At 54.9% G+C, this 25,399-nt stretch carries 38 protein-coding genes; 37 read left to right on the top strand and 1 reads right to left on the bottom strand.

Annotated elements, in window-relative coordinates; genetic code table 11:
* The 33 genes from rpsL (at position 1) to NCG89_RS07450 (ending at position 18,858) form a co-directional block, all read left to right on the top strand.
* Positions 1 to 375, top strand: coding sequence for a 30S ribosomal protein S12 (rpsL, locus tag NCG89_RS07610; RefSeq protein WP_251089160.1), 375 nt, complete (start codon positions 1 to 3; stop codon positions 373 to 375).
* 102 nt (positions 376 to 477) lie between these two features.
* Positions 478 to 948, top strand: a complete 471-nt coding sequence (rpsG, locus tag NCG89_RS07605; protein WP_251089159.1) for a 30S ribosomal protein S7 — start codon at positions 478 to 480, stop codon at positions 946 to 948.
* Between the two features lie 36 nt (positions 949 to 984).
* Positions 985 to 3,093 carry an elongation factor G gene (fusA, locus tag NCG89_RS07600; RefSeq protein WP_251089158.1) on the top strand — a complete coding sequence of 703 codons (2,109 nt, stop codon included), beginning with the start codon at positions 985 to 987 and terminating at the stop codon, positions 3,091 to 3,093.
* A 32-nt stretch (positions 3,094 to 3,125) separates the two neighbouring features.
* The gene (gene tuf, locus NCG89_RS07595; protein WP_251089157.1) at positions 3,126 to 4,349 is read left to right on the top strand and encodes an elongation factor Tu; all 1,224 of its coding nucleotides are present in this window, start codon (positions 3,126 to 3,128) and stop codon (positions 4,347 to 4,349) included.
* Positions 4,350 to 4,588: 239 nt separating this feature from the next.
* On the top strand, positions 4,589 to 4,900 hold the full coding sequence (gene rpsJ / locus NCG89_RS07590) for a 30S ribosomal protein S10 (RefSeq protein ID WP_251089156.1): 312 nt from the start codon (positions 4,589 to 4,591) through the stop codon (positions 4,898 to 4,900).
* Between the two features lie 114 nt (positions 4,901 to 5,014).
* Positions 5,015 to 5,659: a 50S ribosomal protein L3 gene (gene rplC, locus NCG89_RS07585; protein WP_251089155.1), complete on the top strand. Its 645-nt coding sequence runs from the start codon at positions 5,015 to 5,017 to the stop codon at positions 5,657 to 5,659.
* 11 nt (positions 5,660 to 5,670) lie between these two features.
* A complete protein-coding gene (rplD, locus tag NCG89_RS07580) occupies positions 5,671 to 6,288 on the top strand; it encodes a 50S ribosomal protein L4 (protein ID WP_251089154.1) in 618 nt (205 codons plus the stop codon).
* On the top strand, positions 6,285 to 6,581 hold the full coding sequence (gene rplW, locus NCG89_RS07575) for a 50S ribosomal protein L23 (RefSeq protein WP_251089153.1): 297 nt from the start codon (positions 6,285 to 6,287) through the stop codon (positions 6,579 to 6,581). The genes rplD and rplW overlap by 4 nt, the downstream gene beginning before the upstream one ends.
* A 17-nt stretch (positions 6,582 to 6,598) precedes the next feature.
* Positions 6,599 to 7,423: a 50S ribosomal protein L2 gene (rplB, locus tag NCG89_RS07570; RefSeq protein WP_251089152.1), complete on the top strand. Its 825-nt coding sequence runs from the start codon at positions 6,599 to 6,601 to the stop codon at positions 7,421 to 7,423.
* 36 nt (positions 7,424 to 7,459) lie between these two features.
* Positions 7,460 to 7,735, top strand: a complete 276-nt coding sequence (rpsS, locus tag NCG89_RS07565) for a 30S ribosomal protein S19 (RefSeq protein ID WP_251089151.1) — start codon at positions 7,460 to 7,462, stop codon at positions 7,733 to 7,735.
* A 25-nt stretch (positions 7,736 to 7,760) separates the two neighbouring features.
* Entirely contained in the window at positions 7,761 to 8,099 is a 339-nt protein-coding gene (gene rplV, locus NCG89_RS07560) for a 50S ribosomal protein L22 (RefSeq protein ID WP_251089150.1), read from the top strand.
* Between the two features lie 15 nt (positions 8,100 to 8,114).
* Positions 8,115 to 8,789 carry a 30S ribosomal protein S3 gene (gene rpsC, locus NCG89_RS07555; protein WP_251089149.1) on the top strand — a complete coding sequence of 225 codons (675 nt, stop codon included), beginning with the start codon at positions 8,115 to 8,117 and terminating at the stop codon, positions 8,787 to 8,789.
* 11 nt (positions 8,790 to 8,800) lie between these two features.
* Positions 8,801 to 9,214 (top strand): 50S ribosomal protein L16, encoded by a 414-nt coding sequence (gene rplP / locus NCG89_RS07550; protein WP_251089148.1) that lies wholly within the window; start codon positions 8,801 to 8,803, stop codon positions 9,212 to 9,214.
* Positions 9,214 to 9,405, top strand: a complete 192-nt coding sequence (gene rpmC, locus NCG89_RS07545; RefSeq protein ID WP_251089147.1) for a 50S ribosomal protein L29 — start codon at positions 9,214 to 9,216, stop codon at positions 9,403 to 9,405. The genes rplP and rpmC overlap by 1 nt, the downstream gene beginning before the upstream one ends.
* A 1-nt stretch (position 9,406) precedes the next feature.
* Positions 9,407 to 9,673 carry a 30S ribosomal protein S17 gene (gene rpsQ / locus NCG89_RS07540; protein WP_251089146.1) on the top strand — a complete coding sequence of 89 codons (267 nt, stop codon included), beginning with the start codon at positions 9,407 to 9,409 and terminating at the stop codon, positions 9,671 to 9,673.
* Positions 9,674 to 9,723: 50 nt separating this feature from the next.
* A complete protein-coding gene (gene rplN / locus NCG89_RS07535; protein ID WP_022960536.1) occupies positions 9,724 to 10,092 on the top strand; it encodes a 50S ribosomal protein L14 in 369 nt (122 codons plus the stop codon).
* A 33-nt stretch (positions 10,093 to 10,125) separates the two neighbouring features.
* Entirely contained in the window at positions 10,126 to 10,443 is a 318-nt protein-coding gene (gene rplX / locus NCG89_RS07530) for a 50S ribosomal protein L24 (RefSeq protein ID WP_251089145.1), read from the top strand.
* A gap of 12 nt (positions 10,444 to 10,455) precedes the next feature.
* Entirely contained in the window at positions 10,456 to 10,995 is a 540-nt protein-coding gene (gene rplE, locus NCG89_RS07525) for a 50S ribosomal protein L5 (protein WP_251089144.1), read from the top strand.
* Positions 10,996 to 11,007: 12 nt separating this feature from the next.
* The gene (gene rpsN, locus NCG89_RS07520; RefSeq protein WP_251089143.1) at positions 11,008 to 11,313 is read left to right on the top strand and encodes a 30S ribosomal protein S14; all 306 of its coding nucleotides are present in this window, start codon (positions 11,008 to 11,010) and stop codon (positions 11,311 to 11,313) included.
* 52 nt (positions 11,314 to 11,365) lie between these two features.
* Positions 11,366 to 11,761 carry a 30S ribosomal protein S8 gene (gene rpsH, locus NCG89_RS07515; RefSeq protein WP_251089142.1) on the top strand — a complete coding sequence of 132 codons (396 nt, stop codon included), beginning with the start codon at positions 11,366 to 11,368 and terminating at the stop codon, positions 11,759 to 11,761.
* A gap of 25 nt (positions 11,762 to 11,786) precedes the next feature.
* Positions 11,787 to 12,320 carry a 50S ribosomal protein L6 gene (gene rplF / locus NCG89_RS07510; protein ID WP_251089141.1) on the top strand — a complete coding sequence of 178 codons (534 nt, stop codon included), beginning with the start codon at positions 11,787 to 11,789 and terminating at the stop codon, positions 12,318 to 12,320.
* 10 nt (positions 12,321 to 12,330) lie between these two features.
* Entirely contained in the window at positions 12,331 to 12,681 is a 351-nt protein-coding gene (rplR, locus tag NCG89_RS07505) for a 50S ribosomal protein L18 (protein WP_251089140.1), read from the top strand.
* A 10-nt stretch (positions 12,682 to 12,691) separates the two neighbouring features.
* Positions 12,692 to 13,204: a 30S ribosomal protein S5 gene (rpsE, locus tag NCG89_RS07500; RefSeq protein ID WP_251089139.1), complete on the top strand. Its 513-nt coding sequence runs from the start codon at positions 12,692 to 12,694 to the stop codon at positions 13,202 to 13,204.
* A gap of 19 nt (positions 13,205 to 13,223) precedes the next feature.
* Positions 13,224 to 13,400: a 50S ribosomal protein L30 gene (gene rpmD, locus NCG89_RS07495; protein WP_251089362.1), complete on the top strand. Its 177-nt coding sequence runs from the start codon at positions 13,224 to 13,226 to the stop codon at positions 13,398 to 13,400.
* Between the two features lie 12 nt (positions 13,401 to 13,412).
* Positions 13,413 to 13,847, top strand: coding sequence for a 50S ribosomal protein L15 (gene rplO / locus NCG89_RS07490; protein WP_251089361.1), 435 nt, complete (start codon positions 13,413 to 13,415; stop codon positions 13,845 to 13,847).
* Between the two features lie 11 nt (positions 13,848 to 13,858).
* Complete coding sequence (gene secY / locus NCG89_RS07485) at positions 13,859 to 15,187, top strand: preprotein translocase subunit SecY (RefSeq protein WP_251089138.1); 1,329 nt, start codon at positions 13,859 to 13,861, stop codon at positions 15,185 to 15,187.
* A 35-nt stretch (positions 15,188 to 15,222) separates the two neighbouring features.
* Complete coding sequence (gene rpmJ / locus NCG89_RS07480; RefSeq protein WP_251089137.1) at positions 15,223 to 15,339, top strand: 50S ribosomal protein L36; 117 nt, start codon at positions 15,223 to 15,225, stop codon at positions 15,337 to 15,339.
* Between the two features lie 133 nt (positions 15,340 to 15,472).
* Complete coding sequence (gene rpsM, locus NCG89_RS07475; protein ID WP_251089136.1) at positions 15,473 to 15,829, top strand: 30S ribosomal protein S13; 357 nt, start codon at positions 15,473 to 15,475, stop codon at positions 15,827 to 15,829.
* 67 nt (positions 15,830 to 15,896) lie between these two features.
* Positions 15,897 to 16,289 carry a 30S ribosomal protein S11 gene (gene rpsK / locus NCG89_RS07470; protein ID WP_251089135.1) on the top strand — a complete coding sequence of 131 codons (393 nt, stop codon included), beginning with the start codon at positions 15,897 to 15,899 and terminating at the stop codon, positions 16,287 to 16,289.
* A 23-nt stretch (positions 16,290 to 16,312) separates the two neighbouring features.
* On the top strand, positions 16,313 to 16,933 hold the full coding sequence (rpsD, locus tag NCG89_RS07465) for a 30S ribosomal protein S4 (RefSeq protein ID WP_251089134.1): 621 nt from the start codon (positions 16,313 to 16,315) through the stop codon (positions 16,931 to 16,933).
* 34 nt (positions 16,934 to 16,967) lie between these two features.
* On the top strand, positions 16,968 to 17,969 hold the full coding sequence (locus NCG89_RS07460; protein ID WP_251089133.1) for a DNA-directed RNA polymerase subunit alpha: 1,002 nt from the start codon (positions 16,968 to 16,970) through the stop codon (positions 17,967 to 17,969).
* 58 nt (positions 17,970 to 18,027) lie between these two features.
* Positions 18,028 to 18,417: a 50S ribosomal protein L17 gene (rplQ, locus tag NCG89_RS07455; protein ID WP_251089132.1), complete on the top strand. Its 390-nt coding sequence runs from the start codon at positions 18,028 to 18,030 to the stop codon at positions 18,415 to 18,417.
* A gap of 165 nt (positions 18,418 to 18,582) precedes the next feature.
* Positions 18,583 to 18,858 carry a hypothetical protein gene (locus tag NCG89_RS07450; protein WP_251089131.1) on the top strand — a complete coding sequence of 92 codons (276 nt, stop codon included), beginning with the start codon at positions 18,583 to 18,585 and terminating at the stop codon, positions 18,856 to 18,858.
* A gap of 7 nt (positions 18,859 to 18,865) precedes the next feature.
* Here NCG89_RS07450 and uvrA read toward each other — a convergent pair whose 3' ends face one another.
* The gene (gene uvrA / locus NCG89_RS07445; protein ID WP_251089130.1) at positions 18,866 to 21,718 is read right to left on the bottom strand and encodes an excinuclease ABC subunit UvrA; all 2,853 of its coding nucleotides are present in this window, start codon (positions 21,716 to 21,718) and stop codon (positions 18,866 to 18,868) included.
* Between the two features lie 147 nt (positions 21,719 to 21,865).
* Here uvrA and NCG89_RS07440 point away from each other — a divergent pair, with 147 nt between their 5' ends.
* The 4 genes from NCG89_RS07440 (at position 21,866) to moaB (ending at position 25,399) form a co-directional block, all read left to right on the top strand.
* Positions 21,866 to 23,230, top strand: a complete 1,365-nt coding sequence (locus NCG89_RS07440) for an MFS transporter (RefSeq protein WP_251089129.1) — start codon at positions 21,866 to 21,868, stop codon at positions 23,228 to 23,230.
* Between the two features lie 73 nt (positions 23,231 to 23,303).
* Entirely contained in the window at positions 23,304 to 23,801 is a 498-nt protein-coding gene (gene ssb, locus NCG89_RS07435) for a single-stranded DNA-binding protein (RefSeq protein ID WP_251089128.1), read from the top strand.
* 213 nt (positions 23,802 to 24,014) lie between these two features.
* Positions 24,015 to 24,875 (top strand): sugar nucleotide-binding protein, encoded by an 861-nt coding sequence (locus NCG89_RS07430; RefSeq protein WP_251089127.1) that lies wholly within the window; start codon positions 24,015 to 24,017, stop codon positions 24,873 to 24,875.
* Complete coding sequence (moaB, locus tag NCG89_RS07425; protein WP_251089126.1) at positions 24,872 to 25,399, top strand: molybdenum cofactor biosynthesis protein B; 528 nt, start codon at positions 24,872 to 24,874, stop codon at positions 25,397 to 25,399. Before NCG89_RS07430 ends, moaB begins: the two co-directional genes overlap by 4 nt.

Raw genomic sequence — 25,399 nt, 5'->3', positions numbered from 1 at the left:
ATGGCAACGATCAATCAGTTGGTCCGTCAGCCGAGAAAACGCAAAGCGGCTAAGAGCGACGTTCCTGCCCTGCAGGCCTGTCCTCAGCGTCGTGGTGTGTGTACTCGTGTTTACACCACTACTCCTAAGAAGCCTAACTCAGCGCTTCGGAAAGTATGTCGTGTACGCCTGACCAATGGCTACGAAGTTTCATCTTACATTGGTGGCGAAGGCCACAACCTGCAGGAACACAGCGTAGTGCTGATCCGCGGCGGTCGTGTTAAAGACCTCCCCGGTGTGCGGTACCACACTGTTCGCGGCAGCCTTGACACCTCTGGTGTTAACAACCGCAAGCAAGCTCGTTCCAAGTACGGTACCAAGCGTCCTAAGTCCTAATCGGGTCGCCAACATCATTTATTAACCTTGAGTAAGGCCAGATCCTTCGCCATTGAGAGCAAGCAGTATCTGGATTTACCTGAAAGTTGAGGAAAGCACGTCATGCCAAGAAGACGCGTCGCCGCGAAGCGAGAAATTCTGCCGGATCCCAAGTTCGGAAATCTCACTCTCGCCAAGTTCATGAACCACGTTATGGTTAGCGGTAAAAAATCGGTTGCAGAGCGCATCGTCTATGGAGCTCTGGACCTGGTTGAAGAGCGGCTGAAAAAAGATCCCATCGAGGCTTTTGATGAGGCGTTGGAGAATATCGCGCCCATGGTCGAAGTAAAATCTCGCCGCGTTGGTGGTGCCACCTATCAGGTGCCCGTTGAAGTGCGTCCAAGCCGTCGGACTGCGCTGGCCATGCGTTGGTTGGTAGATTACTCCCGCGGCCGCGGTGAAAAATCCATGCGTCAGCGTTTGGCTGGTGAGATTATCGACGCTTCCCAGGGCAAAGGCTCTGCAGTGAAGAAGCGCGAAGATGTTCACCGCATGGCAGAGGCCAACAAGGCTTTCTCTCACTACCGTTTCTAATCGCCTACATTCAATCCACTTTTTGGGGAATTTATTGTGGCACGTAAAACGCCTATCGCCAGATACCGGAATATCGGTATCTGTGCTCACGTAGACGCTGGGAAAACCACCACTACCGAGCGCGTTCTGTTCTACACCGGTCTGTCTCACAAGATCGGTGAAGTGCATGATGGTGCGGCGACCATGGACTGGATGGCGCAGGAGCAGGAGCGCGGTATTACCATTACCTCTGCGGCCACCACCTGCTTCTGGGCTGGTATGCAGCAGCAGTTCGAGCAGCATCGAATCAACATCATCGATACCCCTGGGCACGTTGACTTCACTATTGAGGTTGAGCGTTCCTTGCGGGTGCTTGATGGTGCGGTGGTGGTGTTGTGCGGCAGCTCCGGTGTGCAGCCTCAGACCGAAACCGTCTGGCGGCAGGCTAATAAATATGAAGTTCCCCGCATGGTGTTCGTCAATAAGATGGACCGTGCTGGCGCTAACTTCACTCGCGTGGTGAAGCAACTTCGTGATCGTCTGGGTGCCAATGCGGTCCCCATGCAGATGACGATTGGTGCCGAAGAAGAGTTTCGTGGTGTTGTCGACCTGGTCAAGATGAAATCCATTATCTGGAGCAATGACGACCAGGGCATGACTTTCACCTACGAAGATATTCCTGCGGACATGCAGGATATCTGTGAAGAAATGCGCGAGTACATGGTGGAGGCGGCGGCCGAAGCCAATGAAGAATTGATGGAAAAATATCTCGAAGAGGGTGAGCTCTCTGAAGAAGATATTAAAAAGGGTATCCGCATGCGGACCCTGGCTAATGAGATTATTCCTGTTTTTGGTGGCTCGGCCTTCAAAAACAAGGGTGTTCAGGCGGTGCTGGATGCAGTGATCGAGTACATGCCGTCGCCCACCGAAGTTAAGGCCATCGAAGGTACCCTGGACGACAAAAACGAAACTGTCGCCAAGCGTGTCGCCGATGACGATGCGCCTTTCGCTGCGCTGGCTTTCAAAATTGCCACGGACCCCTTTGTGGGCACTTTGACCTTCTTCCGGGTTTACTCCGGTAAGTTAGAGGGTGGTACGGCGGTCTTGAACTCGGTGAAAGGTAAGAAAGAGCGTGTCGGCCGGATGGTGCAAATGCACTCCAATAACCGGCAGGAAATCAAAGAGGTTTTGGCTGGCGATATCGCTGCCGCCATCGGTCTGAAAGATGTGACCACGGGTGACACGCTGTGTGATCCGGATAATGTCATCATTCTTGAGCGGATGGAGTTCCCTGAGCCGGTAATCTCGGTGGCGGTGGAGCCCAAATCCAAGGCCGATCAGGAAAAAATGGGTATTGCACTGGGCAAGCTCGCTCAGGAAGATCCCTCTTTCCGCGTTAAGACTGACGAAGAAACCGGGCAGACCATTATTTCGGGTATGGGTGAACTGCACCTGGATATCCTGGTCGACCGGATGCGTCGCGAGTTTAACGTTGAGGCGAATATCGGCAAGCCCCAGGTGGCTTACCGGGAAGCGATTCGCAACACCTGTGAGATTGAGGGCAAGTTTGTTCGTCAGTCTGGTGGTCGTGGTCAGTTTGGTCATGTGTGGATCAAATTTGAGCCGGGTGAAGACGCCAATGCCGAAGGTCTGGAGTTTGTAAACGAAATCGTCGGTGGTGTGGTTCCCAAGGAATACATTCCAGCTGTTGAGAAGGGTATTTCTGAGCAGATGCAGAACGGGGTGCTGGCGGGATATCCGCTGCTCGGCCTGAAGGCGACTCTGTATGACGGCTCTTACCATGACGTTGACTCCAACGAGATGGCGTTTAAAGTCGCTGCCTCCATGGCAACTAAGCGATTGGCGCAGCAGGGTGGTGCGGTACTGCTCGAGCCGATCATGAAGGTTGAGGTGGTAACGCCTGAGGAGAATATGGGCGATGTGGTGGGTGACTTGAACCGCCGTCGCGGCATGATTCTCGGCATGGACGAGAGTATTTCCGGCAAGGTGGTTAACGCTGAAGTGCCCTTGGCTGAAATGTTTGGTTACGCCACTGATTTGCGTAGTGCTACTCAGGGTCGCGCAACCTTCACTATGGAGTTCGAGAAGTACGCAGAAGCTCCGCGCAACATTGCTGACGAAATTATCGCCAAGAATAAAGGCTGATTTTCAACATCTTAGATACGAGGATATAAGTCGTGGCAAAAGAGAAATTTGAACGTAGTAAGCCCCACGTCAACGTGGGCACCATTGGTCACGTTGACCATGGTAAGACCACTCTGACAGCAGCGCTGACCCGTGTTTGCGCAGAAGTGTTTGGTGGTACCGCGGTCGCGTTTGACGGTATCGACAACGCCCCTGAAGAGAAAGCGCGTGGTATCACCATTGCGACTTCTCACGTTGAATACGATTCCCACGAGCGTCACTACGCCCACGTAGACTGCCCCGGACACGCCGACTACGTTAAGAACATGATCACTGGTGCGGCCCAGATGGACGGCGCGATCCTGGTATGTGGTGCCACTGACGGTCCAATGCCCCAGACGCGTGAGCACATCCTGCTGTCTCGTCAGGTAGGCGTACCTTACATTGTTGTGTTCCTGAACAAAGCTGACCTGCTGGCAGAAGACTGCGGCGGCGTGGGCACTGAAGAATACAACGAGATGCTCGAGCTGGTTGAAATGGAGCTGCGTGAGCTGCTCGACACTTACGACTTCCCTGGTGATGACACCCCGATCATTCCTGGTTCAGCCCTGATGGCCCTGAACGGCGAAGACGACAACGAGCTGGGTACTACCGCGGTTAAGAAACTGGTTCAGGCGCTGGATACTTACATCCCTGAGCCCGAGCGCGCGATCGACCAGCCCTTCCTGATGCCAATCGAAGACGTATTCTCTATCTCTGGTCGCGGTACCGTAGTAACCGGCCGTGTAGAGCGTGGCATTCTGAAGACTGGCGACGAAATCGAGATCGTGGGTATTCACGCCACCACCAAAACCACCTGTACCGGTGTTGAAATGTTCCGCAAGCTGCTGGACGAAGGCCGTGCTGGTGAGAACGTCGGTGTACTGCTGCGTGGTACCAAGCGTGACGAAGTTGAGCGTGGTCAGGTTCTGTGTAAGCCTGGCTCAATCAAGCCTCACACTCGTTTCGAAGCAGAGGTTTACGTACTGTCTAAAGAAGAAGGTGGTCGTCACACCCCGTTCTTTAAAGGCTACCGTCCTCAGTTCTACTTCCGTACCACTGACGTAACGGGTGCGTGTGAGCTGCCGGAAGGTACTGAAATGGTAATGCCTGGCGACAACGTCAAGATGGATGTAACGCTGATTGCACCTATCGCGATGGAAGAAGGTCTGCGCTTCGCGATTCGCGAAGGTGGCCGTACTGTTGGCGCCGGTGTTGTCGCTAAAATCGTCGAGTAATTCGAGCGAAATAGAGCCCTGCGGGGCTTTGAGGGAGGAGGCCTGAGCGCCTCCTCCTTCCGTACAGGCGGCGATATGTCGCTACGTGAAAAGTGAGATTGTTAGTTTTCTGAAAACCGACGAATAGTTGTTGACAAGGTCGGTCTAGGTCATTAACATTCCGCTTCCTTTTTTCGGGTTGCCAGTGCCACTGTGCCGAGCGCAACCCGAGTTTTTTATCGGGATGGGAGTTAGGTCAGGTGCAAAATCAACGGATTCGCATTCGTTTAAAGGCTTTTGATCACCGTCTCATTGATGCGTCTACGCAAGAGATTGTAGACACTGCTAAGCGCACCGGCGCGCAGGTAAGAGGTCCTATTCCTCTGCCGACCCGGAAAGAGCGTTACACAGTGTTGATTTCTCCCCATGTGAACAAGGATGCGCGTGATCAGTACGAGATCCGCACCCACAAGCGCATGTTGGATATCGTAGAGCCTACAGAGAAAACTGTAGATGCATTGATGAAGCTGGATCTGGCAGCTGGTGTAGAAGTTCAGATTAGCCTCGGCTAACAAGCAACAACATACTGAATTATCAGACCCGCTCAGGGGCTGGCCCTGGGTTGTGTAACGCGTGAGAGCGCGGCCATAGAGGGTGGTAGCCCCGTACACTGAGAGGTTGGAGCAATGACTATTGGTTTGGTCGGTCGTAAAAGCGGCATGACCCGCATTTTTACTGACGACGGCGTATCTATTCCGGTAACGGTGATTGAGGTTGAGCCCAATCGCGTTACCCGTGTCAAGGCGGCAGATGCAGAAGGCTACAGCGCGATTCAAGTGACCGCTGGTGCCCGTAAAGCATCACGCATCTCTAAAGCAGAAGCAGGTCACTTCGCGAAAGCGGGTGTTGAGGCTGGTCGCGGTCTTTGGGAGTTTCGTCTGAGCGAAGACGAGCAGGCTCCCGAAGTGGGTGCCGAGCTGACCGTTGCCGCCTTCGAGGCGGGTCAAAAGGTTGATGTTACTGGTCAGTCCAAAGGTAAAGGTTTCCAGGGCGGTGTAAAGCGCTGGAACTTCCGCACCCAGGACGCAACGCATGGTAACTCGCTGTCGCATCGCGCGCCGGGTTCCATCGGTCAGTGTCAGACTCCGGGTCGTGTTTTCAAGGGTAAGAAGATGGCTGGTCACATGGGTGCTGAGCGCGTAACCGTTCAGACTCTTGAGATCGTGCGTGTCGACGCTGAGCGCAACCTGATCCTTATCAAAGGTGCAGTTCCAGGTGCGCCGGGTGGTGACGTACTGGTACGTCCTGCTGTGAAAGCTAAAAAATCCTAGGGGGCTAAGCAGTGGAATTAAGTATTGCGAAACCCGGTAGCGGGGCAAGTGGAACGGTTCAAGTTTCTGATGCCACGTTTGCTCGTGAGTTTAATGAAGATCTGGTTCATCAGGTTGTAACTGCCTATCTGGCGGGTGCTCGTCAAGGTACTCGTGCCCAGAAAACCCGCTCTGAAGTGAGTGGTGGTGGCAAGAAGCCCTGGCGTCAAAAGGGTACTGGTCGTGCCCGTGCGGGTACTACTCGCAGCCCAATTTGGCGCACCGGTGGTGTGACCTTTGCTGCCAAGCCGCAGGATCACAGCCAGAAAGTTAACCGCAAAATGTACCGTGCAGCATTGCGCTCCATTTTGTCTGAGCTGGCTCGTCAGGAGCGCCTGGTGGTGGTTGAGGAGTTTGCTCTCGAGCAGCCCAAAACCAAGCTGCTGGTCAAGGCCCTGGGTGAGTACGGCTTGAGCGATGCATTGATCGTAACCGAAGAGGTGACTGGCAACCTGTATCTGGCTGCCCGCAACCTGCACGCTGTCGATGTTCGCGACGTAAGTGGCGTTGATCCGGTGAGCCTGATCGGCTATGAAAAGGTTGTAATGACCGTGGCTGCACTGAAGAAATTCGAGGAGCTGTTGGGATGAATACAGAGCGTATTTACAAAGTCCTGCTCGGCCCGCACGTTTCCGAAAAGGCAGCGACTAGCGCAGAGCTGAACAATCAAGTGGTGCTGAAGGTGCTGCCTTCTGCGACCAAGCTTGAAGTCAAGAAGGCGGTCGAAAAGCTGTTCAAAGTGAATGTGCTGGATGTTCGTACCGTCAATATGAAAGGCAAAGTTAAGCGTAACCGTTTCGGTTTGGCAAAGAAGTCAGATTGGAAGAAAGCTTATGTGCGCCTTGAGCAAGGTCAAGACATCGACTTTGCGGTTGCTGAATAAGTCTGGAGCTGAGTCAAATGGCAATTGTAAAAAGTAAACCGACTTCTCCCGGCCGCCGCTTTGTTGTTCGGGTCGTTAATGACGAGCTGCACAAAGGTGGTCCGTTCAAGCCGCTGGTAGAAAGCCAGTCGCGCAATGGCGGTCGCAACAACAAAGGTCGTATCACCACTCGTCACGTTGGTGGTGGTCACAAGCAGCATTACCGGATCATCGATTTCAAGCGCAACAAAGACGGTATTCCCGGTGTTGTTGAGCGTCTGGAATACGATCCCAATCGCACGGCTTTTATTGCTCTCGTGCTTTATAAAGACGGCGAGCGTCGCTACATCATTGCGCCCAAGGGTGTGTCAGCTGGTGATGAGGTGGTTTCTGGTGAAGCCGCATCCATCAAGCCCGGCAACACTTTGCCGCTGCGCAACATCCCAGTGGGTAGCACTATTCACTGTGTTGAAATGAAGCCTGGCAAAGGTGCCCAGTTGGCGCGCAGCGCTGGCGCGGCAGTGCAGCTGGTAGCGCGCGAAGGTCAATACGCCACCCTGCGTCTGCGCAGTGGTGAAATGCGCAAGGTGCCCTCAGAGTGCCGTGCGACATTAGGTGAGGTTTCCAACAGCGAGCACAGCTTGCGTAAGTTGGGTAAAGCCGGTGCGGCGCGTTGGCGCGGCGTTCGTCCCACCGTTCGCGGTGTGGCAATGAACCCCGTCGATCACCCACACGGTGGTGGTGAAGGTCGTACTTCTGGTGGTCGTCATCCTGTTACTCCTTGGGGTGTGCCGACTAAAGGGTATAAGACCCGTAAAAATAAGCGTACAGACAAACTGATTGTCCGCGATCGTCGCAAGTAAGCGATTCGTAGCAATCAGAGTAAAGAGGAATAGCTTGTGCCACGTTCATTGAAAAAAGGCCCGTTTATCGACCTGCATCTGTTGAAGAAGGTTGAAACGGCAGTAGAGAAAAACGACCGTCGTCCGATCAAAACCTGGTCGCGTCGCTCTATGATCCTGCCCGAAATGGTGGGTTTGACTATCGCGGTCCACAACGGTCGTCAACATGTCCCTGTGCTGATCTCTGAGGACATGGTAGGGCACAAATTGGGTGAATTTGCTGCGACTCGTACCTACAAAGGTCACGCAGCTGATAAAAAGGCCAAGCGTTAAGCTTGGGCTGAGAGAGGCTATCAAGATGGAAGTAGCGGCACGTTTAAAAGGCGCGAGAATCTCTGCACAGAAAGCCCGCCTGGTTGCAGACCAGATCCGCGGCAAAGGTGTAGAGGAAGCGCTGGATACATTGACGTTCAGCTCTAAGAAAGCGGCCAGCATCATCAAGAAGGTGCTGAACTCTGCGATTGCCAATGCCGAGCACAACGAAGGCGCAGATGTCGACGAGCTGAAGGTGTCGACCATTTTTGTGGACGAAGGTATGACCATGAAGCGTCTGCGGCCCCGTGCGAAAGGGCGTGCTGATCGTATTCTTAAGCGGTCTTGTCATATCACCATTAAAGTTGCCGACAGCGAAGGCTAGTAGGAGAGAGACCACATGGGTCAGAAAGTACACCCAACCGGCATTCGGCTGGGAATCGTAAAAGATCACAACTCTGTTTGGTACGCGGGCAACAAGCAGTACGCGAAGCAGTTGGTTACCGATATGGAAGTGCGTGAATTGCTGCAAGAGAAACTTGCGCACGCATCGGTTAGCCGCATTGTTATCGAGCGTCCTGCACAAACTGCGCGGATCACGATTCACACTGCTCGTCCTGGCATCGTTATTGGCAAGAAGGGCGAAGACGTTGAGAAACTTCGCGTCGAGCTGGGCCAGCGTATGGGTGTACCTGTGCACATCAATATTGAAGAAGTGCGCAAGCCCGATCTGGACGCCAAGCTGGTTGCCCAAAACGTGGCACAGCAGCTGGAGCGTCGGGTGATGTTCCGTCGCGCGATGAAGCGCGTGGTTCAAAATGCGATGCGCCAGGGTGCTGAAGGCATCAAGGTACAGGTAAGCGGTCGTGTAGGCGGCGCAGAAATTGCCCGTACCGAGTGGTACCGCGAAGGCCGTGTACCTCTGCACACACTGCGTGCTGATATCGACTACGCAACATACGAAGCTGCGACCACCTACGGCATCATTGGTGTCAAGGTTTGGATCTTTAAGGGTGAAATCCTGGGTTCCAGACACGAAGTAGTTGAGTCGAAAGCGAAGAAAGGTTCTGAGTAAGGGTTAGGCAAATGTTACAGCCGAAGCGTACAAAGTTTCGCAAGCAGCATAAAGGTCGCAACCGCGGACTCGCGGATCGCGGCAGCCGGGTCAGCTTTGGTGAGTTTGGCCTGAAAGCGGTGGGTCGCGGTCGTATCACTGCGCGCCAAATCGAAGCTGCTCGTCGTGCCATGACACGGCACATTAAGCGTGGCGGAAAAATCTGGATTCGTGTTTTCCCAGATAAGCCAATTACCGAAAAGCCCCTCGAAGTTCGTCAGGGTAAAGGTAAGGGTAACGTTGAATACTGGGTAGCCCAGATTCAGCCAGGAAAGGTTCTTTACGAGGTGGAAGGTGTTAGCGAGGAATTGGCGCGTGAAGCATTTGCTTTGGCCGCTGCCAAGATTCCCGTCCAGACCACGTTTGTTAAGCGGGTGGTGATGTGATGAAAGCACTTGAATTGCGCGAAAAATCGGTCGACGAGTTGAACTCGCAACTGCTGCAGCTGCTGGAAGACCAGTTCAAGCTTCGCATGCAGAAAAGCACCGGGCAGTTGGCACAGACGCATCTTCTGAAAAAGACCCGTCAGGATATTGCACGTGTAAAAACTGTGCTCCAGGAAAAGGCAGGTAATTAAGATGTCAGAAGTCACTAAAAGCGCCCGTACCGCCACCGGTAAAGTCGTAAGCGACAAGATGGATAAAACCATCACCGTCTTGATCGAGCGTCGCGTTAAGCACCCGATCTATGGCAAGTACATTACGCGGTCTTCCAAGATTCACGCTCATGATGAAAAGAATGAGTGCAAGATGGGTGACCTGGTAACGGTTTGTGAAACTCGCCCAATCTCCAAGCAGAAGTCCTGGGCTCTGCTGCGGATTGAAGAAGTATCCACTCAGATTTAATTGGCCGGCGGCCTATGTGCGATGCACAGTTGACGGGTTTGGAGTAAGAAATGATTCAAACAGAAAGTTATTTGGAAGTTGCGGATAACAGTGGCGCACGTCGCGTTATGTGCATCAAGGTGCTGGGTGGCTCTCATCGCCGTTATGCCCGTGTCGGTGATCTGATCAAAGTGACTGTCAAGGAAGCGATTCCCCGTGGCAAAGTCAAAAAAGGTCAGGTAATGACAGCGGTCGTTGTTCGCACCAAGAAAGGTGTTCGTCGCGGTGACGGTTCGTTGATCAAATTCGACGATAACGCTGCGGTACTGTTGAACAACAATCTCGCCCCTATCGGCACCCGTATTTTTGGGCCGGTAACACGCGAACTGCGCGGCGAGAAATTTATGAAGATTATCTCTCTGGCGCCCGAAGTACTGTAAGGCGCTGGGGCAGGAGACGGCTGAGGTCAGGTTATGCGTAAGATTAAACGTGAAGACGAAGTAATCGTCTTAACCGGAAAAGACAAAGGCAAACGCGGCAAGGTCCAGAAAGTTCTGGATGACAACCGTGTTGTTGTTTCCGGCATCAATATGGTGAAGAAACATCAGCGTCCCAATCCCCAGCTGGGCGTGCAGGGCGGCATTGTTGAGAAGGAAGCGCCGATCCAGGTTTCCAACGTGGCTATTTACAACCCGGCCACCAAAAAGGCGGATCGCGTCGGTTTCCAGGTTGCGGAAGACGGCACTAAAACACGCGTGTTCAAATCCAGCGGCGAAGCGGTTGACGCGTAGGGGTAATTGAGAATGTCACGACTGAGAGAAATTTATCAAAACGAGCTTCGGCCCAAGCTGAAAGAAGAGCTTTCTTTGGCTAACCCGATGGAAGTGCCCAAGATCACCAAGATCACTCTGAACATGGGTGTGGGTGAAGCGGCAGCCGATAAGAAAGTGCTGGAAGCAGCCCTGGCTGATCTGGAGCGCATTTCCGGTCAGAAGCCAGTGGTCACTAAGGCGCGTAAATCCATCGCGGGCTTCAAGATCCGTGACGGTTGGCCGATCGGTTGCAAAGTGACACTGCGCAGTGAGCGCATGTACGAATTTCTTGATCGTCTGATTAGCGTGGCCATTCCCCGGGTTCGTGACTTCCGTGGTATCAGCCCCAAATCTTTCGATGGTCGCGGTAACTTTGCGATGGGTGTAACAGAGCAGATCATTTTCCCCGAGATCGATTACGACAAGGTGGACAAACTGCGCGGTCTGGATATCACCATCACCACCACCGCTCGCACTGATGAGGAAGGTCGCGCTTTGCTGAAGGCGTTTAACTTCCCGTTTAAAGGTTAAAGGTAGAAGTTTATGGCTAAAGAGTCGATGAAGGCCCGCGAAGCAAAACGCGCGCGCACCGTACAGAAATACGCTGCGAAGCGTGCTGAGCTGAAAGCGCTTATCCAGAACCCTGAAACAAGTGACGAACTTCGCTGGGAGGCACAGGTTAAGCTGCAAAAGCTGCCCCGTGATGCCAGCCCTACTCGTCAGCGTCGTCGCTGTCAGGTAACCGGTCGTCCCCACGGCGTTTATCGGAAATTTGGCCTTTGCCGTAACCAACTTCGCCAAGCCGCTATGCGCGGTGATGTGCCCGGCCTGGTTAAATCCAGCTGGTAATAGAGACTTTTGCTGCCGTACTTGGGTGTGCGGCGTGTAATGGGAGCAAAACATGAGCATGCAAGACCCACTGGCGGATATGCTGACCCGCATCCGCAACGCTCAGATGGCAGGTAAAACTGTCGTTGAGATGCCGTCTTCTACCCTGAAGCAGGCGGTAGCGAAAGTGTTGGAAGACGAGGGCTACGTTGGCGGATACCGTGTTGAAACTACCGGTGCCAAGTCGACTCTGCTGGTAGAGCTGAAATATTTTGAAGGCAAACCGGTCATCGCTGAGATTCATCGTGTGAGCCGTCCTGGTCTGCGTTCCTACGCAGGTAAAGATACATTGCCTTCCGTTCGTGCGGGCCTCGGTATTGCGATTGTTTCAACCAGCCGTGGTGTGATGACCGACCGCGCAGCTCGCGCTGCTGGGGTTGGCGGCGAAGTGCTTTGCACCGTTTTCTAACGTGACAGTTTAAAGAGTTCTAAAGATGTCTAGAGTAGCGAAAAGTCCAGTGGCTATCCCCAAAGGGGTTGAAGTCAAACTCGACGCCAGCAGCATCGCGGTCAAGGGCAAGAACGGTAATCTGTCCATGGCCCTGCACGGCGACGTTGAAATCAAGCAGGAAGACGGTCAGCTGGTTTTTGCCGCCCGTGAAGGCGCCAAAAATGGTTGGGCGATGGCTGGTACCTCCCGTGCCCTGGTAAACAACATGGTTGTCGGTGTGAGCGAAGGTTTCCAGCGCAAGCTTCTGCTCAACGGTGTTGGTTATCGTGCGAAAGCCGCCGGTAACAATCTGAATCTGGTGTTGGGTTACTCCCACCCGATCGATTACACCTTGCCAGAGGGTGTGACTGCAGACACGCCGACACAGACTGAAATTGTGTTGACTGCCAGTGATAAGCAGTTGTTGGGTAAAGTGGCTTCCGAGATTCGTGCGTTCCGTCCGCCCGAGCCCTACAAAGGCAAAGGTGTTCGTTATGCTGACGAAAATGTTCGTCGCAAAGAAGCGAAGAAAAAGTAAGGGCTAGGTTATGAGCGATAAGAAGGTTTCAAGATTACGTCGTGCACGCCGCGCTCGCTTTAAAATGCGCGAGCTTCGTGCGGTACGTCTGTGCATTCACCGCACTCCTCGGCACATGTACGCCCAGGTAATCGCGGCTGAAGGCGATAAGGTTCTGGCAAGCGCCTCAACCTTGGACAAAGATTTACGCGCTGGAGCAACTGGCAACATCGCTGCAGCAGCTAGTGTGGGCAAGCTGATCGCCGAGCGCGCTAAAGCCGCAGGCGTCACCCAAGTCGCATTTGACCGCAGTGGTTTCAAGTACCACGGTCGTGTAAAGGCGTTGGCGGATGCAGCCCGTGAAAGTGGTCTCGAATTCTAAGGTTTAGGCGATGGCGTATAACGAGCAGAAAGACAAAGCAAACACTGAAGGCCTGCAAGAGAAGCTGGTTCAAGTGAACCGGGTTGCCAAAGTGGTTAAGGGTGGCCGGATTTTCAGTTTCACTGCCCTGACAGTTGTTGGCGATGGTAACGGCAAAGTGGGCTTCGGTCGCGGCAAGGCTCGTGAAGTGCCTGTTGCTATCCAGAAGGCCATGGAAGCAGCACGTCGCAACATGGTTCAGGTAGACATCAAAGGTGACACTATTCAGTACCCGGTTAAGGGTGCCCACGGTGCTTCCAAGGTCTACATGCAGCCCGCTTCCGAAGGTACAGGTGTTATCGCCGGTGGTGCGATGCGTTCTGTGCTGGAAATTGCCGGCGTTCACAACGTACTGGCCAAGTGCTACGGCTCAACCAACCCGGTGAACGTGGTACGTGCAACAATCAAAGCCCTGCAGGGTATTTCCTCTCCCGAAGAAGTTGCTGCCAAGCGCGGCAAGTCGGTTGAAGAAATCCTGGGCTAAGGAACAGGCGGGACTGATGATGAGCAAGATTAAAGTAACTCAAGTGCGCTCTGTTGCTGGGCGTCTGAAAGCGCATAAAGCGTGTGTCGCCGGCCTGGGTCTGCGTCGTATCGGCCACACTGTTGAAGTGGAAGACACCCCATCAGTGCGTGGCATGATCAACAAAGTTAACTATTTAGTGCGTGTTGAGGGATAAGTGATGAGCGATCTGCGGTTAAACACGCTGAGTCCTGCTCCCGGCCGCGTCAAAGACGCCAAGCGGGTGGGTCGCGGTATTGGCAGTGGTCTGGGTAAAACAGCAGGCCGTGGCCACAAAGGTTTGAAGTCTCGTTCAGGTGGTAGCGTGCGTCCAGGTTTCGAAGGCGGTCAAATGCCTTTGCAGAAACGCCTGCCCAAGTACGGCTTTACTTCTCGCGTTGCTCGGGTAACTGCCCAGATTCGCAGTGCCGAGTTGAATGCCATTAGCGAAGACGTGATTGATCTGGATGCGCTGAAGCGTGCGGATCTGATTTCTCGCAATATCGAGCGTGCGAAGGTGTTTTTGTCTGGTGATGTGACCAAGGCGGTGACACTGAAAGGCTTGGCGGTTACCAAAGGTGCCCGTGAAGCGATCGAGAAGGCTGGCGGTAAAGTCGAGGAATAAGGCAGAGACTCATGGCGAAACCCAGTCCATTAGCAACTGGTAAGCAGTCCGGTCTAGGCGAGCTCATGGCTCGCCTTCGTTTTCTGTTGCTGGCGATCATTGTGTATCGCATTGGCACCCATATTCCGGTGCCCGGCATCAACCCGGATCAACTCGCCGCTCTGTTTAATCAGAATCAGGGCACCGTGCTGGGTTTGTTCAATATGTTCTCCGGCGGTGCGCTGGAGCGTATGAGTATCCTGGCGCTGGGCATCATGCCCTACATCTCTGCCTCTATTATCATGCAGTTGATGTCAGCGGTGAGCCCGCAGCTGGAAGCGTTGAAGAAAGAAGGTGAGGCCGGTCGTCGTCAGATCAGTCAGTATACCCGCTACTTGACCGTTGTTCTGGCGCTGTTGCAGGCAACCGGGATGACCGTAGGCCTGGCGAATCAGGGGCTGGCTTATAACGCCGATATCGCCTTTTATTTTGTCGCCGTGGTGTCTTTGGTGACGGGTGCCGTGTTCATGATGTGGCTTGGCGAACAGGTGACCGAGCGGGGCATCGGCAACGGTATTTCCATGCTGATTTTTGCCGGCATTGTGGCTGGCTTGCCAGCAGCTGTGGGGCAGTCGCTGGAGCAAGCCCGGCAGGGAGAGCTGAATATCCTGATTTTGCTGGGTATTCTGATTCTGGCGGTAGCGGTTGTTTATCTGGTGGTGTTCATTGAGCGCGGCCAGCGACGGATTACAGTGAACTATGCCAAGCAGCAGCGTGGCAACAAAATGTACCAGGCGCAGCAGAGTCATCTGCCACTGAAGGTCAACATGGCGGGTGTTATCCCGGCGATCTTCGCTAGCTCGATTCTGCTGTTCCCCGCGTCGATCGCCCAGTGGGTGGGTCAGAGCGGTGAAGGTATGGAGTGGCTGCAAGAGTTGGCGCTGGCAATCGGTCCAGGTCAGCCGCTGAACATCCTGCTGTTCACCGCGTTGATCGTGTTCTTCTGTTTCTTCTACACCGCGTTGATGTTCAACCCGGATGAAGTGGCAGACAACCTGAAGCGTTCTGGTGCCTTTTTGCCTGGCATTCGCCCCGGAAAGCAGACGGCAAGTTATATTGATGACGTGCTCACGCGTCTGACCATGTTCGGCTCCTTGTATATTGCCGGCGTGTGTTTACTGCCCCAGTTTCTGGTAGTGATGTGGAATGTGCCCTTCTATTTGGGTGGCACCTCACTGCTGATCGTGGTGGTAGTGGTGATGGATTTCATGGCGCAAGTGCAATCACATATGATGTCGCATCAGTATGATTCGGTCATGAAAAAAGCAAACCTCAAGAATTATGGTAGCGGCGCGCGCTAAGCGCCGTCACCTTGGGCGTTGATTGGAGTAGCACAATGAAAGTACGTGCATCAGTAAAGGCCATGTGCCGCAAATGTAAAATTGTTCGCCGTAAAGGTGTGGTTCGGGTGATCTGCAGTGCAGAGCCCCGTCACAAGCAGCGGCAGGGCTAAGCATTCTGCAATGGGTGGGCTTGATTTGAGAGCTTGTTGCAGCTAGACTACCGCGCCTTTCGCGCAGTGGGTCTGCTGTGCCCGTTAATTTTTGCTAAGCGTTAATCGTATAAAGCTTATTGGAGTAACCTGAATGGCTCGTATTGCGGGTGTCAACATACCAGATAACAAGCACGCGGCTATCTCGCTGACTTACATCTACGGCATTGGTCGTACTACAGCGAAAGCGCTGTGTGCAAAAACTGCTGTCGCAGAAGACGCTAAGATTTCTGATCTGTCAGAAGAGCAGCTGGATGCACTGCGTAACGAAATCGCGAAAATGCCGGTTGAAGGCGATCTGCGTCGTGAAGTGTCCATGAATATCAAGCGTCTGCTTGATCTGGGTTGCTACCGCGGTCTGCGTCACCGGAAGAGTCTGCCGCTTCGCGGTCAGCGCACCAAAACTAACGCGCGTACCCGTAAAGGTCCTCGCAAGCCGATTCGCAAGTAATTGCCAATCGCTCCACTAGTGTAGCTACACCGCTGTGTAGTGTTGATATTAGAGATAGGAAGTAAACATGGCCAAGCCTGGCAAACAAGCTCCACGGAAAAAGGTCAAAAAGACCGTCGTGGACGGCGTCGCCCACGTGCACGCATCCTTTAACAACACCATCGTGACCATCACTGACCGCCAGGGCAACACCCTGAGCTGGGCAACTGCCGGTGGTAGCGGTTTCCGCGGTTCGCGTAAGAGCACCCCCTTTGCAGCCCAGGTTGCTGCTGAGCGTGCTGGCAACGCAGCGAAAGAATATGGTCTGAAGAATCTGGACGTTGAAGTAAAAGGTCCCGGTCCCGGCCGTGAGTCAGCAGTTCGTGCCCTGAACAACTGCGGCTACAAAATCACCAACATCACTGACGTGACGCCCATTCCACACAATGGTTGTCGTCCTCCCAAGAAACGTCGCGTTTAATTAACAGTTGAGGAATACAGAACATGGCTAGATATTTGGGCCCAAGCTGTAAATTATCCAGACGGGAAGGTACCGACCTGTTCCTGAAGAGCGGCGTTCGTCCCCTGGATTCAAAGTGCAAAGCAGAAACAGCTCCTGGCATGCACGGCGCTCGTCGTGGTCGTTTGTCTGACTACGGTGTGCAGTTGCGCGAGAAGCAGAAAGTACGTCGTATGTACGGCATTCTGGAAAAGCAATTCCGTAGCTACTACAAGAAAGCGGCCAGCAAAAAAGGCGCAACCGGTGAAAACCTGCTTCAGCTGCTCGAAAGCCGTCTGGACAACGTGGTTTACCGTATTGGTTTCGGTTCCACCCGTGCCGAGTCCCGTCAGCTGGTTTCTCACAAATCCGTTCTGGTGAACGGTGCCGTGGTCAACGTGCCTTCTTACCAGGTTCAGCCCGGTGATGTGGTGAGCATTCGTGAGAAGTCAAAAAACCAGCTGCGCATTCAATCTGCTTTGGCTTTGGCTGCCCAGCGTGGTGATATTGCCTGGATTGATGTGAACGCTAGCAAGCTGGAAGGTGTCTTCAAGAACGCGCCAGATCGTAGCGACTTGTCTTCCGAGATCAACGAACAGCTGATTGTTGAGCTTTACTCGAAGTAAGTTAATCCCAGGACAATCTCACTACAGGTGATCTATGCAAAGTGCAGTGAACGAATTTTTAACACCTCGGGTTATTCAGGTAGAAGAGCTTGGTGCGACTCGCGCTAAAGTCACTCTTGAGCCGCTTGAGCGCGGTTTCGGCCACACACTGGGCAATGCCCTTCGCCGTATTTTGCTGTCCTCCATGCCTGGCTGTGCCATTGTTGAAGCCGAGATCGACGGCGTGCTTCACGAGTACAGCGCCATGGAAGGTGTGCAGGAAGACGTTATCGAAATCCTGCTGAACCTGAAAGAAGTTGCTGTTGTACTGCACGGCAAAGATCAGGCAGTACTGACCTTGAGCAAAAAGGGCCCCGGCCCGGTGACTGCGGGTGACATTCAGACGGATCACGAAGTTGAGGTGATGAACCCCGACCATGTTATCGCTAACTTGAATAGCGATGGCGAAGTGAATATGCGTCTGACGGTTAACCGTGGTCGTGGCTACGTTCCCGCCGATGCGCGTGAAAGTGGTGAAGAGGAAACTCGCTCGATTGGTCGCCTGCACCTGGATGCGAGCTACAGCCCCATTAGCCGAGTGAGCTATGTGGTTGAGAGCGCACGTGTTGAGCAGCGTACTGACCTGGATAAGCTGGTACTGGACCTCGAGACCAATGGCACGATCGAAGCAGAAGAAGCGATTCGTCGCGCTGCCACGATTCTGCAGCAACAGCTGGCGGTATTTGTTGATCTCGAAAGCGAAGGTGAGTCTGAGCCCTCTCGCGAAGAGAACGAAGTGGATCCGATTCTGCTGCGTCCGGTGGATGACCTGGAGCTGACAGTTCGTAGCGCCAACTGCCTCAAAGCAGAGAACATTTACTACATCGGTGATCTGGTGCAGCGCACCGAGGTCGAGCTGCTGAAAACGCCAAACCTGGGCAAAAAGTCGCTGACCGAGATCAAAGATGTACTGGCGTCCCGCGGCTTGTCTTTGGGATTGCGTCTGGATAACTGGCCCCCTGCGAGCCTGAGAAACGACGATCGCGTTCTCGCCTGATCGTTACGCGTTTGAACAGTATTTGCTGAGATAGCAATTTTATTTAAAGGAAAACGACATGCGCCATCGTCAAAGCGGCCGTCAACTGAACCGTAACAGCTCACATCGCAAAGCGATGTTCCGTAACATGACGGCTTCCCTGGTGGAACACGAGCTGATCAAGACCACTCTGCCCAAAGCGAAAGAGCTGCGTCGTTATGCGGAGCCTCTGATTACTCTGGCGAAGGAAGACAGTGTGGCAAATCGCCGTCTGGCTTTCGATCGTCTGCGCAGCGACGCTGCAGTGGGTAAGCTTTTTAGCGAGCTTGGTCCCCGTTATGAAGGTCGTCCCGGCGGCTACCTGCGCATCATGAAGTGTGGTCTGCGCACTGGTGATAAAGCGCCGATGGCTTACGTGGAGCTGGTTGATCGCCCCGAAGTAGAAGACGAGGACGGCGACGAGGATTAATACTTCGTCCCGCGCCAAAAGAGCCGACCTCAGGGTCGGCTTTTTTTTGCCCGGTGTTTTCTACCCATTGACAAGAGGTCTGCGGCGGGAGGATAGTGACCGTAAAGCTAATCTAAAGTGTTAGTTTTACTTTGTGGCATTCTGGCTGACCCAGGAGGTGGGCCCATGAATCAAACCGCCCTAGGCCATTCCGCGAATGGCGCCGCGGACCGTCGCAGCAAGCGCTTGCCGCCGGTACCGGTGAATTATGAGTCGTTGCTCAACGACGCGCAGTGTGTGGGTATTCGAAACCTTGAGGGTTTTGGCTGGCAGCTTTACTTCATTCGGCGGCCACTGTTTCAAACACCCACCGTGGTGATGGTGGGCCCTGATGAAGGTGGCTACGCCGTGCTGAATTCAGAAGGCTGCCTGGACCGCCAGCGCGATCTGGTGATTCGTTGATCGCCCGCTAGCCGGTTTGAAGGTCGGCTTGATGCTGGTTGAGGAGCGGCGCCAAAAAACGGCCAGTATGGGAATGGGCCTGTGCGGCGACCTCTTCGGGAGTGCCCTGAGCGATGATCTCGCCGCCGCCACTGCCGCCTTCTGGTCCCAGGTCGACCAGCCAATCCGCCGTTTTTATCACGTCCAGATTATGCTCGATTACCACAACCGTGTTGCCATGGTCTCGCAAGCGGTGCAGGACCGTTAGCAATAGCTGAATATCTTCGAAATGCAGCCCCGTGGTGGGTTCATCGAGAATATAAAGAGTGCGGCCGGTATCTCGCTTGGATAGCTCTTTGGCAAGCTTGACCCGTTGTGCTTCGCCGCCCGACAGGGTGGTGGCGGCCTGGCCGAGACGAATATAGCTGAGCCCTACATCCATCAGGGTTTGCAGTTTTTTGGCGATAGCCGGCACATTCTCAAAAAAGCGGCACGCGTCCTCGACAGTCATCTCAAGGACCTGGTGGATATTGTGCCCTTTGTAGAGAATATCCAGGGTTTCCCGGTTGTAGCGCTTGCCCTGACAAATTTCGCAGGCCACATAGATGTCGGGCAGAAAGTGCATTTCCACCTTGGTCACCCCGTCGCCCTGGCAGGCTTCACAGCGGCCGCCTTTCACATTGAAACTGAAGCGGCCGACCTTGTAACCCCGTGAGCGGGCCTCTTCGGTGCCGGCAAACAACTCCCGAATTGGGGTGAAAATGCCGGTGTAGGTTGCCGGATTGGAGCGGGGTGTCCGGCCGATAGGGCTCTGGTCGATATCGATACATTTGTCTAAATGTTCCAGCCCCAGAATGTCATCATGGGCGCCGGGGACCAGGGTGGTGGCGCCGTTTAACTGGGTGGCGGCAAGTGGGTGCAGGGTATGGTTGATTAAGGTCGATTTGCCCGAGCCCGAGACACCGGTGACGCAGGTCATCAGGCCCAGGGGGATTTCCAGGTCGACCTTCTTCAAATTGTTGCCGCTGGCGCCCTTTAGCTGGAGACTCATTCCCTTTTTGGCGGTGTGGCGTTGTTCTGGAACCGCGATGCGCCGCGCGCCGGACAAATACTGGCCAGTGAGCGACGCTTTGCTGCGCAGGATCTGTTGCAGACTGCCTTGAGCGACCACCTGGCCGCCATGGACCCCCGCACCGGGACCGATATCAATAATATGGTCGGCGGTGCGAATCGCATCCTCATCGTGTTCAACCACAATTACCGTGTTGCCAATGTCGCGCAGGTGACGAAGGGTGTTAAGTAAACGCTCATTGTCGCGCTGATGAAGGCCAATTGACGGTTCATCGAGAATGTACATCACACCGACCAGGCCGGCGCCAATCTGACTGGCAAGCCGAATCCGTTGGGCCTCACCGCCGGACAAGGTGTCTGCGCTACGGTCGAGAGACAGGTAATTCAGGCCCACATCCACCAGGAAGCGGAGACGATCATTGATCTCTTTGAGGATTTTTTCGGCTATTTGGGCGCGGCGGCCCTCCAGTTTCAACGTGGCAAAGTAATTCTGCGCTTCGCCTACCGGCATGGCCGCCACACCGGGCAGGGTGCGGTTATCAATAAATACATTGCGCGCTTCGCGGCGTAGGCGGGTGCCGCGACAATCCGGGCAGGAATGGGTGCTAAGAAACTTGGCGAGTTCTTCCCGGACGGTCTGGGACTCGGTTTCCCGGTAGCGCCGCTCCATGTTGGGAATCACACCCTCAAAGCGATGTCGCCGTTGAAAGCTGTCGCCCCGGTCATTGACGTAGGTGAAGCTGATTTCTTCGCTGCCACTGCCGTGGAGTATTTTCTTGCGATGACTGGCTGACAGGTTTTCAAAGGGCTCATCGATATCAAAACCGTAGTGGTCGGCCAGTGACGTCAGCATATGAAAATAGTAAACGCTGCGTCGGTCCCAGCCTCTGATTGCGCCGGTGGATAGGGACGCTTCGGGGTGTTGCACAATGCGGGATTCGTCAAAGAACTGGCGCACACCGAGGCCATCACAGCTACCGCAGGCGCCCAGAGGGCTGTTGAAGGAAAACAGCCGGGGTTCGAGCTCCGACAGGCTGTAGCCGCAATGGCGGCAGGCAAACTTGGCAGAGAACACCAGCTCGGCCGCCTTGGGGTTGTCCATGTCGGCCACGGTGGCGATGCCGTCAGTCAGCTCCAGCGCGGTTTCGAAGGATTCGGCAAGGCGCTGGGCCAGGTCGTCGCGGACTTTAAAACGATCCACCACCACTTCGATATTGTGCTTTTTCTTTTTATCCAGAGTGGGCAGGTCGTCTAGGTCGCAGACGATGCCGTCAATGCGGGCGCGAACAAAACCCTGGCTGCGCAGTTTTTCCAGCACGTGGAGGTGCTCACCCTTCCGGTTCTGGATGACCGGCGCCAGCATCATCATTTTGCTGCCCTCGGGCAGGGCCAATACGGTGTCGACCATCTGGCTTACGGTCTGGGCTGCCAGCGGTTCATCGTGATCCGGGCAGCGCGGCTCGCCCACCCTGGCAAACAACAGGCGCAGGTAGTCGTAGATTTCGGTGATGGTGCCGACGGTGGATCGGGGGTTGTGAGAGGTCGATTTCTGCTCGATGGAGATCGCCGGTGACAGACCGTCGATATGATCGACATCGGGCTTTTCCATCATCGACAAAAACTGCCGCGCATAGGTGGACAGCGATTCCACATAGCGTCGCTGCCCCTCGGCGTAGAGCGTGTCAAAGGCGAGAGAGGACTTTCCCGAGCCCGATAAACCGGTGATCACGACCAGTTTGTCCCGCGGTATTTCCAGATCAATGTTCTTCAGATTGTGAGTGCGGGCGCCGCGAACAATAATCTGGTCCATACCTCTACCTTCTTCACACGGGAAACCGCACATTATACGTGGGCGGCGATGATCGGCGCAAAATGACTGGCAGAATCTTCCCTTTGGTCAGCCCGGGCCATGCTGGTACTATATCCCCCTGTTTTACCCCGCTCAGGAATTCCCCGTTTGTCCGCCTCTGCTATGACCGCCACCGAGCGCCGTGCGATTGCCTCTTTGGCGCTGGTGTACGCTTTTCGCATGCTCGGTTTGTTTAGTTTGCTGCCGGTGCTTGCCATCTATGGCGATGATTATCAGTACAGCACCCCGATGCTTATCGGTGTTGCCCTCGGCATTTATGGGCTGGGCCAGGCTTGTCTGCAATTGCCGATGGGAATGTTGTCGGACTGGTTGGGACGCAAGCCAGTGATTGTCTGTGGGTTGTTGCTGTTTGCCGCGGGCGGCCTTATCGCGGCGGGAAGCGACAATATTTTCTCGGTGATTGCCGGGCGTCTGCTCCAGGGTGCCGGTGCGATTGCCAGTACCCTGACCGCGCTAATGGCAGATCTCACCCGGGAGCAACATCGCAGCAAGGCCATGGCTGCGATTGGTGGCAGCATCGGCGTGTCCTTTGCGGTGGCGATGATTGGCGGGCCTGCGTTAGCGGCAGTAGTGGGTTTGTCCGGGCTCTTCCTGAGCACCTCCATACTGGCCCTCATCGGCATCGGTATTGTCATCTTTCTGGTACCTACTCCAGGCCGTCCACACCGGGATGACCGTACGCAGGCGATGGGCACCATGCTGGTTCGGTGTATACGGGACCCACAGCTGATGCGACTGAACGTCGGAATTTTTTGTCTACACGCCGTATTGATGGCGATCTTTGTGGTTGTGCCAGGAATCTTGCTGACCCAGGGGATGGCCGTCGGCCATCACTGGAAGGTGTATCTTCCGGTGATGGGCTTGGCGTTCGTGCTGATGTTGCCGCTAATGATTGCCGCGGAAACCAGGGGCAAGGCACGGCCGGTGTTTTTGCTCGCCATCGGGGTGTTGGCGGCGAGTCTGGCCGCCGCCGCGCTGTATGGGGCGGGCTTTTGGTGGTTTGCGCTGACCCTGCTTTGTTTCTTTCTGGCCTTCAATTTACTTGAGGCCAGTTTGCCCTCGTTGGTCAGCAAAACCGTGTACCCCGGCGGCAAGGGCACTGCCATGGGGGTGTATTCCAGTTTTCAGTTTTTGGGGGCGTTCTGTGGTGGCGCCTTGGGTGGCTGGCTTGCTGGCTATTGGGGGGCCAGTGCGGTGTTTGTCGCTGCCGCTGTGCTGGCGTCGGCATGGTTGATACTGGCTTGGGGAATGGTGGCGCCCCAGGCCAGCCAGAGTCTGGTGCTTACCTGGCAATTTGGTAAGTGGGATGGTGTTCGTCTGCGGGACGAGGTGATGGCCCTGGCGGGCGCCATTGAACTGACCGTCATCGAGAAAGAGCAAATGGCTTACCTGCGCGTCAGCGACCGGTTTGACACCGGGCAGCTTCCAGAGGATCTGGAAATACGCCGCTGATGTCGCTAAGTGGGTGGGCGATCCGGTATAGTGAGGCCTGCGGGTCTACGACAGAAATAACAGGAGAGAGCGCATGGCGCGTGGCATAAACAAAGTGATTTTGGTGGGCAATCTGGGTCAGGACCCGGAGACCCGATACATGCCCTCTGGTGGCGCGGTGACCAATGTGACACTGGCAACCAGTGAGACCTGGAAAGACAAACAGACTGGCCAGCCTCAAGAGCGCACCGAGTGGCACCGGGTGGTATTTTTTAACCGCCTTGCCGAGATTGCCGGCGAGTACTTGAAGAAGGGCTCCAAAGTCTACGTTGAGGGTTCGCTGCGGACTCGCAAATGGCAGGGTCAGGATGGTCAGGACCGCTACACTACTGAAATCGTGGCGGCCGAGATGCAAATGCTGGATAGCCGCGGCGGCGGTGGTGGGTATGATGATTATTCGTCTGCACCCCAATCCAATCAGCGGCCTCCCCAGCAGCAGCGCCGGCCCGCGCCGCAGCAAAATACGCCCCCCGTCAATGAGCCCCCGCCGAGCGGCGGCTTTGATGACTTTGATGACGATATTCCATTCTAAGTCCTCACACATATATTATGGCCCGGGTTCCTCCCGGGCTGAGCACTGCACTGCCTGCACCTTCTGAGCGAGCTGGTCCGGCTTGCTGGCCTCCGACGACAACATCCTTGCCAATATCCAGTCCCTTCAGTACTGTTGTACGCCCGGCGACAGTGTCCAAATCGCTGTTAAAACAACCTCTTGGCGCAAGCCAATCAACGTGAACTCACTGCTGTGAATGTGATTTTAATTTCTGAGGGTGGTGCCATCTCGCAGGGCATGCTCAGTCAATTTTCTCTGCGCGGGCGGCAAATGCAGCTTGTCTCCGCCGACCGGCTGTCAGAGCTTGATCCGGCCCGCCTGGGCGACGCCTGTGTGGTCGATACGGGCTTTGTTTCTGGCATCACGGCACCGGCCATGTCAGAGCCTGAGCTGGTATCGCTGATCGAGGCGCGGCAAAAGTTTTATGCGCGTTGTGGCGAAGTGGGGGCGAGGCTGGTCTTGCTCAGCGACGGCCGGGTCTTTGATGGGATGGCTGATAGTCCCCATGCGGAAAACAGTGTTCCCATGCCGGTATCTGACGTTGGCGAGCAGCTGCGCCGTTTAGAGGATGTTTTGCTGGTGACCGCCCCTGGCGCGCTGGTGCTGCGTACCAGCGCGTTGATTTCGACACAGGGAGACGACTTTTTGGGTCGTTGCCTTGCGGCATTTCGTGAGGGGCGGAATCTGAGCCTGGATCACGCCGTGTCAGCATGCCCGACGGCGCTACCCGATTTGGCTCGGGTGGTGTCGGCCATTGTTGACCAGTTGTCCTGCGGTGCAAGCTGCGCCGGCATCTATCACTATACGAGCAGTGGCCAGAGCACGGCCTACGAGTTTGCCGAGGTGGTCTATGCTTTTGCTTCCCAGTTGCTGGACTTGCCGATCAGCGAGGAGCAGGCCCTGGCGGTATGTGATGGGGGGGAGGGCTGGCATCCGCTGGTGCCCATGATGCGTTGCGATGGGGTGCTGTTTGACTTCGGTATTAAGCAGTTGCCCTGGCGAAGCTACCTGCCCAAGATGATCAAAGCCCTGTGCGAGGAGTTGGCAAAATGAGTGCTGCCGCGGAATTTGAAGCCTTGAATATTGCTGTGCTGACGGTCTCGGATACCCGGGATGAAAGCTCGGATACTTCTGGCGATTACTTGGTTGATGCGCTGACCGAGGCGGGGCATCGACTGACGCAAAAGGTCATTGTAAAAGATGATATCTACCAGATTCGCGCGCGGGTGTCGGCCTGGGTCGCCGATGCGGGGGTCGATGCCGTGTTGATTACTGGTGGCACCGGGTTCTCGGGGCGCGACTCGACCCCCGAGGCAGTGAGTGTGTTGTTCGATAAAACGATCGATGGTTTCGGGGAATGCTTTCGCGCAGTGTCTTTTGACGAGATTGGTTCGTCGACGATGCAGTCCAGGGCCATCGCCGGTTTGGCCAATAACACGGTGATTTTCTGTGTGCCGGGTTCGACTGGCGCCTGTCGTACCGCCTGGACGCGCCTGATTGAACAGCAGCTCGATAGTCGCCATCGCCCCTGCAATTTTGTTGGGGTGCTGCGAACTCGAAAGCGCGAGGGGGTGTAG

The organism is Spongiibacter taiwanensis, assembly GCF_023702635.1.
Lineage (GTDB): Bacteria > Pseudomonadota > Gammaproteobacteria > Pseudomonadales > Spongiibacteraceae > Spongiibacter > Spongiibacter taiwanensis.
Note: the sequence above shows the minus strand (reverse complement) of the source record. Positions and strands in the feature narration are given on the sequence as shown.

Bases quoted from the DNA above. Each gene is read 5' to 3' on its own strand.
- rpsM (WP_251089136.1), top strand. From the start codon at position 15,473: ATGGCTCGTATTGCGGGTGTCAACATACCAGATAACAAGCACGCGGCT.
- rplF (WP_251089141.1), top strand. From the start codon at position 11,787: ATGTCTAGAGTAGCGAAAAGTCCAGTGGCTATCCCCAAAGGGGTTGAA.
- uvrA (WP_251089130.1), bottom strand. From the start codon at position 21,718: ATGGACCAGATTATTGTTCGCGGCGCCCGCACTCACAATCTGAAGAAC.
- rpsD (WP_251089134.1), top strand. From the start codon at position 16,313: ATGGCTAGATATTTGGGCCCAAGCTGTAAATTATCCAGACGGGAAGGT.
- ssb (WP_251089128.1), top strand. From the start codon at position 23,304: ATGGCGCGTGGCATAAACAAAGTGATTTTGGTGGGCAATCTGGGTCAG.
- secY (WP_251089138.1), top strand. From the start codon at position 13,859: ATGGCGAAACCCAGTCCATTAGCAACTGGTAAGCAGTCCGGTCTAGGC.
- rplR (WP_251089140.1), top strand. From the start codon at position 12,331: ATGAGCGATAAGAAGGTTTCAAGATTACGTCGTGCACGCCGCGCTCGC.
- rpmC (WP_251089147.1), top strand. From the start codon at position 9,214: ATGAAAGCACTTGAATTGCGCGAAAAATCGGTCGACGAGTTGAACTCG.
- rpsG (WP_251089159.1), top strand. From the start codon at position 478: ATGCCAAGAAGACGCGTCGCCGCGAAGCGAGAAATTCTGCCGGATCCC.
- rplN (WP_022960536.1), top strand. From the start codon at position 9,724: ATGATTCAAACAGAAAGTTATTTGGAAGTTGCGGATAACAGTGGCGCA.
- rpsQ (WP_251089146.1), top strand. From the start codon at position 9,407: ATGTCAGAAGTCACTAAAAGCGCCCGTACCGCCACCGGTAAAGTCGTA.
- moaB (WP_251089126.1), top strand. From the start codon at position 24,872: ATGAGTGCTGCCGCGGAATTTGAAGCCTTGAATATTGCTGTGCTGACG.
- rplV (WP_251089150.1), top strand. From the start codon at position 7,761: ATGGAAGTAGCGGCACGTTTAAAAGGCGCGAGAATCTCTGCACAGAAA.
- rpsK (WP_251089135.1), top strand. From the start codon at position 15,897: ATGGCCAAGCCTGGCAAACAAGCTCCACGGAAAAAGGTCAAAAAGACC.
- NCG89_RS07460 (WP_251089133.1), top strand. From the start codon at position 16,968: ATGCAAAGTGCAGTGAACGAATTTTTAACACCTCGGGTTATTCAGGTA.
- rpmJ (WP_251089137.1), top strand. From the start codon at position 15,223: ATGAAAGTACGTGCATCAGTAAAGGCCATGTGCCGCAAATGTAAAATT.
- rpsN (WP_251089143.1), top strand. From the start codon at position 11,008: ATGGCTAAAGAGTCGATGAAGGCCCGCGAAGCAAAACGCGCGCGCACC.
- rpsC (WP_251089149.1), top strand. From the start codon at position 8,115: ATGGGTCAGAAAGTACACCCAACCGGCATTCGGCTGGGAATCGTAAAA.
- rpsL (WP_251089160.1), top strand. From the start codon at position 1: ATGGCAACGATCAATCAGTTGGTCCGTCAGCCGAGAAAACGCAAAGCG.
- NCG89_RS07450 (WP_251089131.1), top strand. From the start codon at position 18,583: ATGAATCAAACCGCCCTAGGCCATTCCGCGAATGGCGCCGCGGACCGT.
- rplE (WP_251089144.1), top strand. From the start codon at position 10,456: ATGTCACGACTGAGAGAAATTTATCAAAACGAGCTTCGGCCCAAGCTG.
- rpmD (WP_251089362.1), top strand. From the start codon at position 13,224: ATGAGCAAGATTAAAGTAACTCAAGTGCGCTCTGTTGCTGGGCGTCTG.
- rplP (WP_251089148.1), top strand. From the start codon at position 8,801: ATGTTACAGCCGAAGCGTACAAAGTTTCGCAAGCAGCATAAAGGTCGC.
- rplW (WP_251089153.1), top strand. From the start codon at position 6,285: ATGAATACAGAGCGTATTTACAAAGTCCTGCTCGGCCCGCACGTTTCC.
- rplB (WP_251089152.1), top strand. From the start codon at position 6,599: ATGGCAATTGTAAAAAGTAAACCGACTTCTCCCGGCCGCCGCTTTGTT.
- rpsH (WP_251089142.1), top strand. From the start codon at position 11,366: ATGAGCATGCAAGACCCACTGGCGGATATGCTGACCCGCATCCGCAAC.
- rpsE (WP_251089139.1), top strand. From the start codon at position 12,692: ATGGCGTATAACGAGCAGAAAGACAAAGCAAACACTGAAGGCCTGCAA.
- rplQ (WP_251089132.1), top strand. From the start codon at position 18,028: ATGCGCCATCGTCAAAGCGGCCGTCAACTGAACCGTAACAGCTCACAT.
- rplX (WP_251089145.1), top strand. From the start codon at position 10,126: ATGCGTAAGATTAAACGTGAAGACGAAGTAATCGTCTTAACCGGAAAA.
- rplC (WP_251089155.1), top strand. From the start codon at position 5,015: ATGACTATTGGTTTGGTCGGTCGTAAAAGCGGCATGACCCGCATTTTT.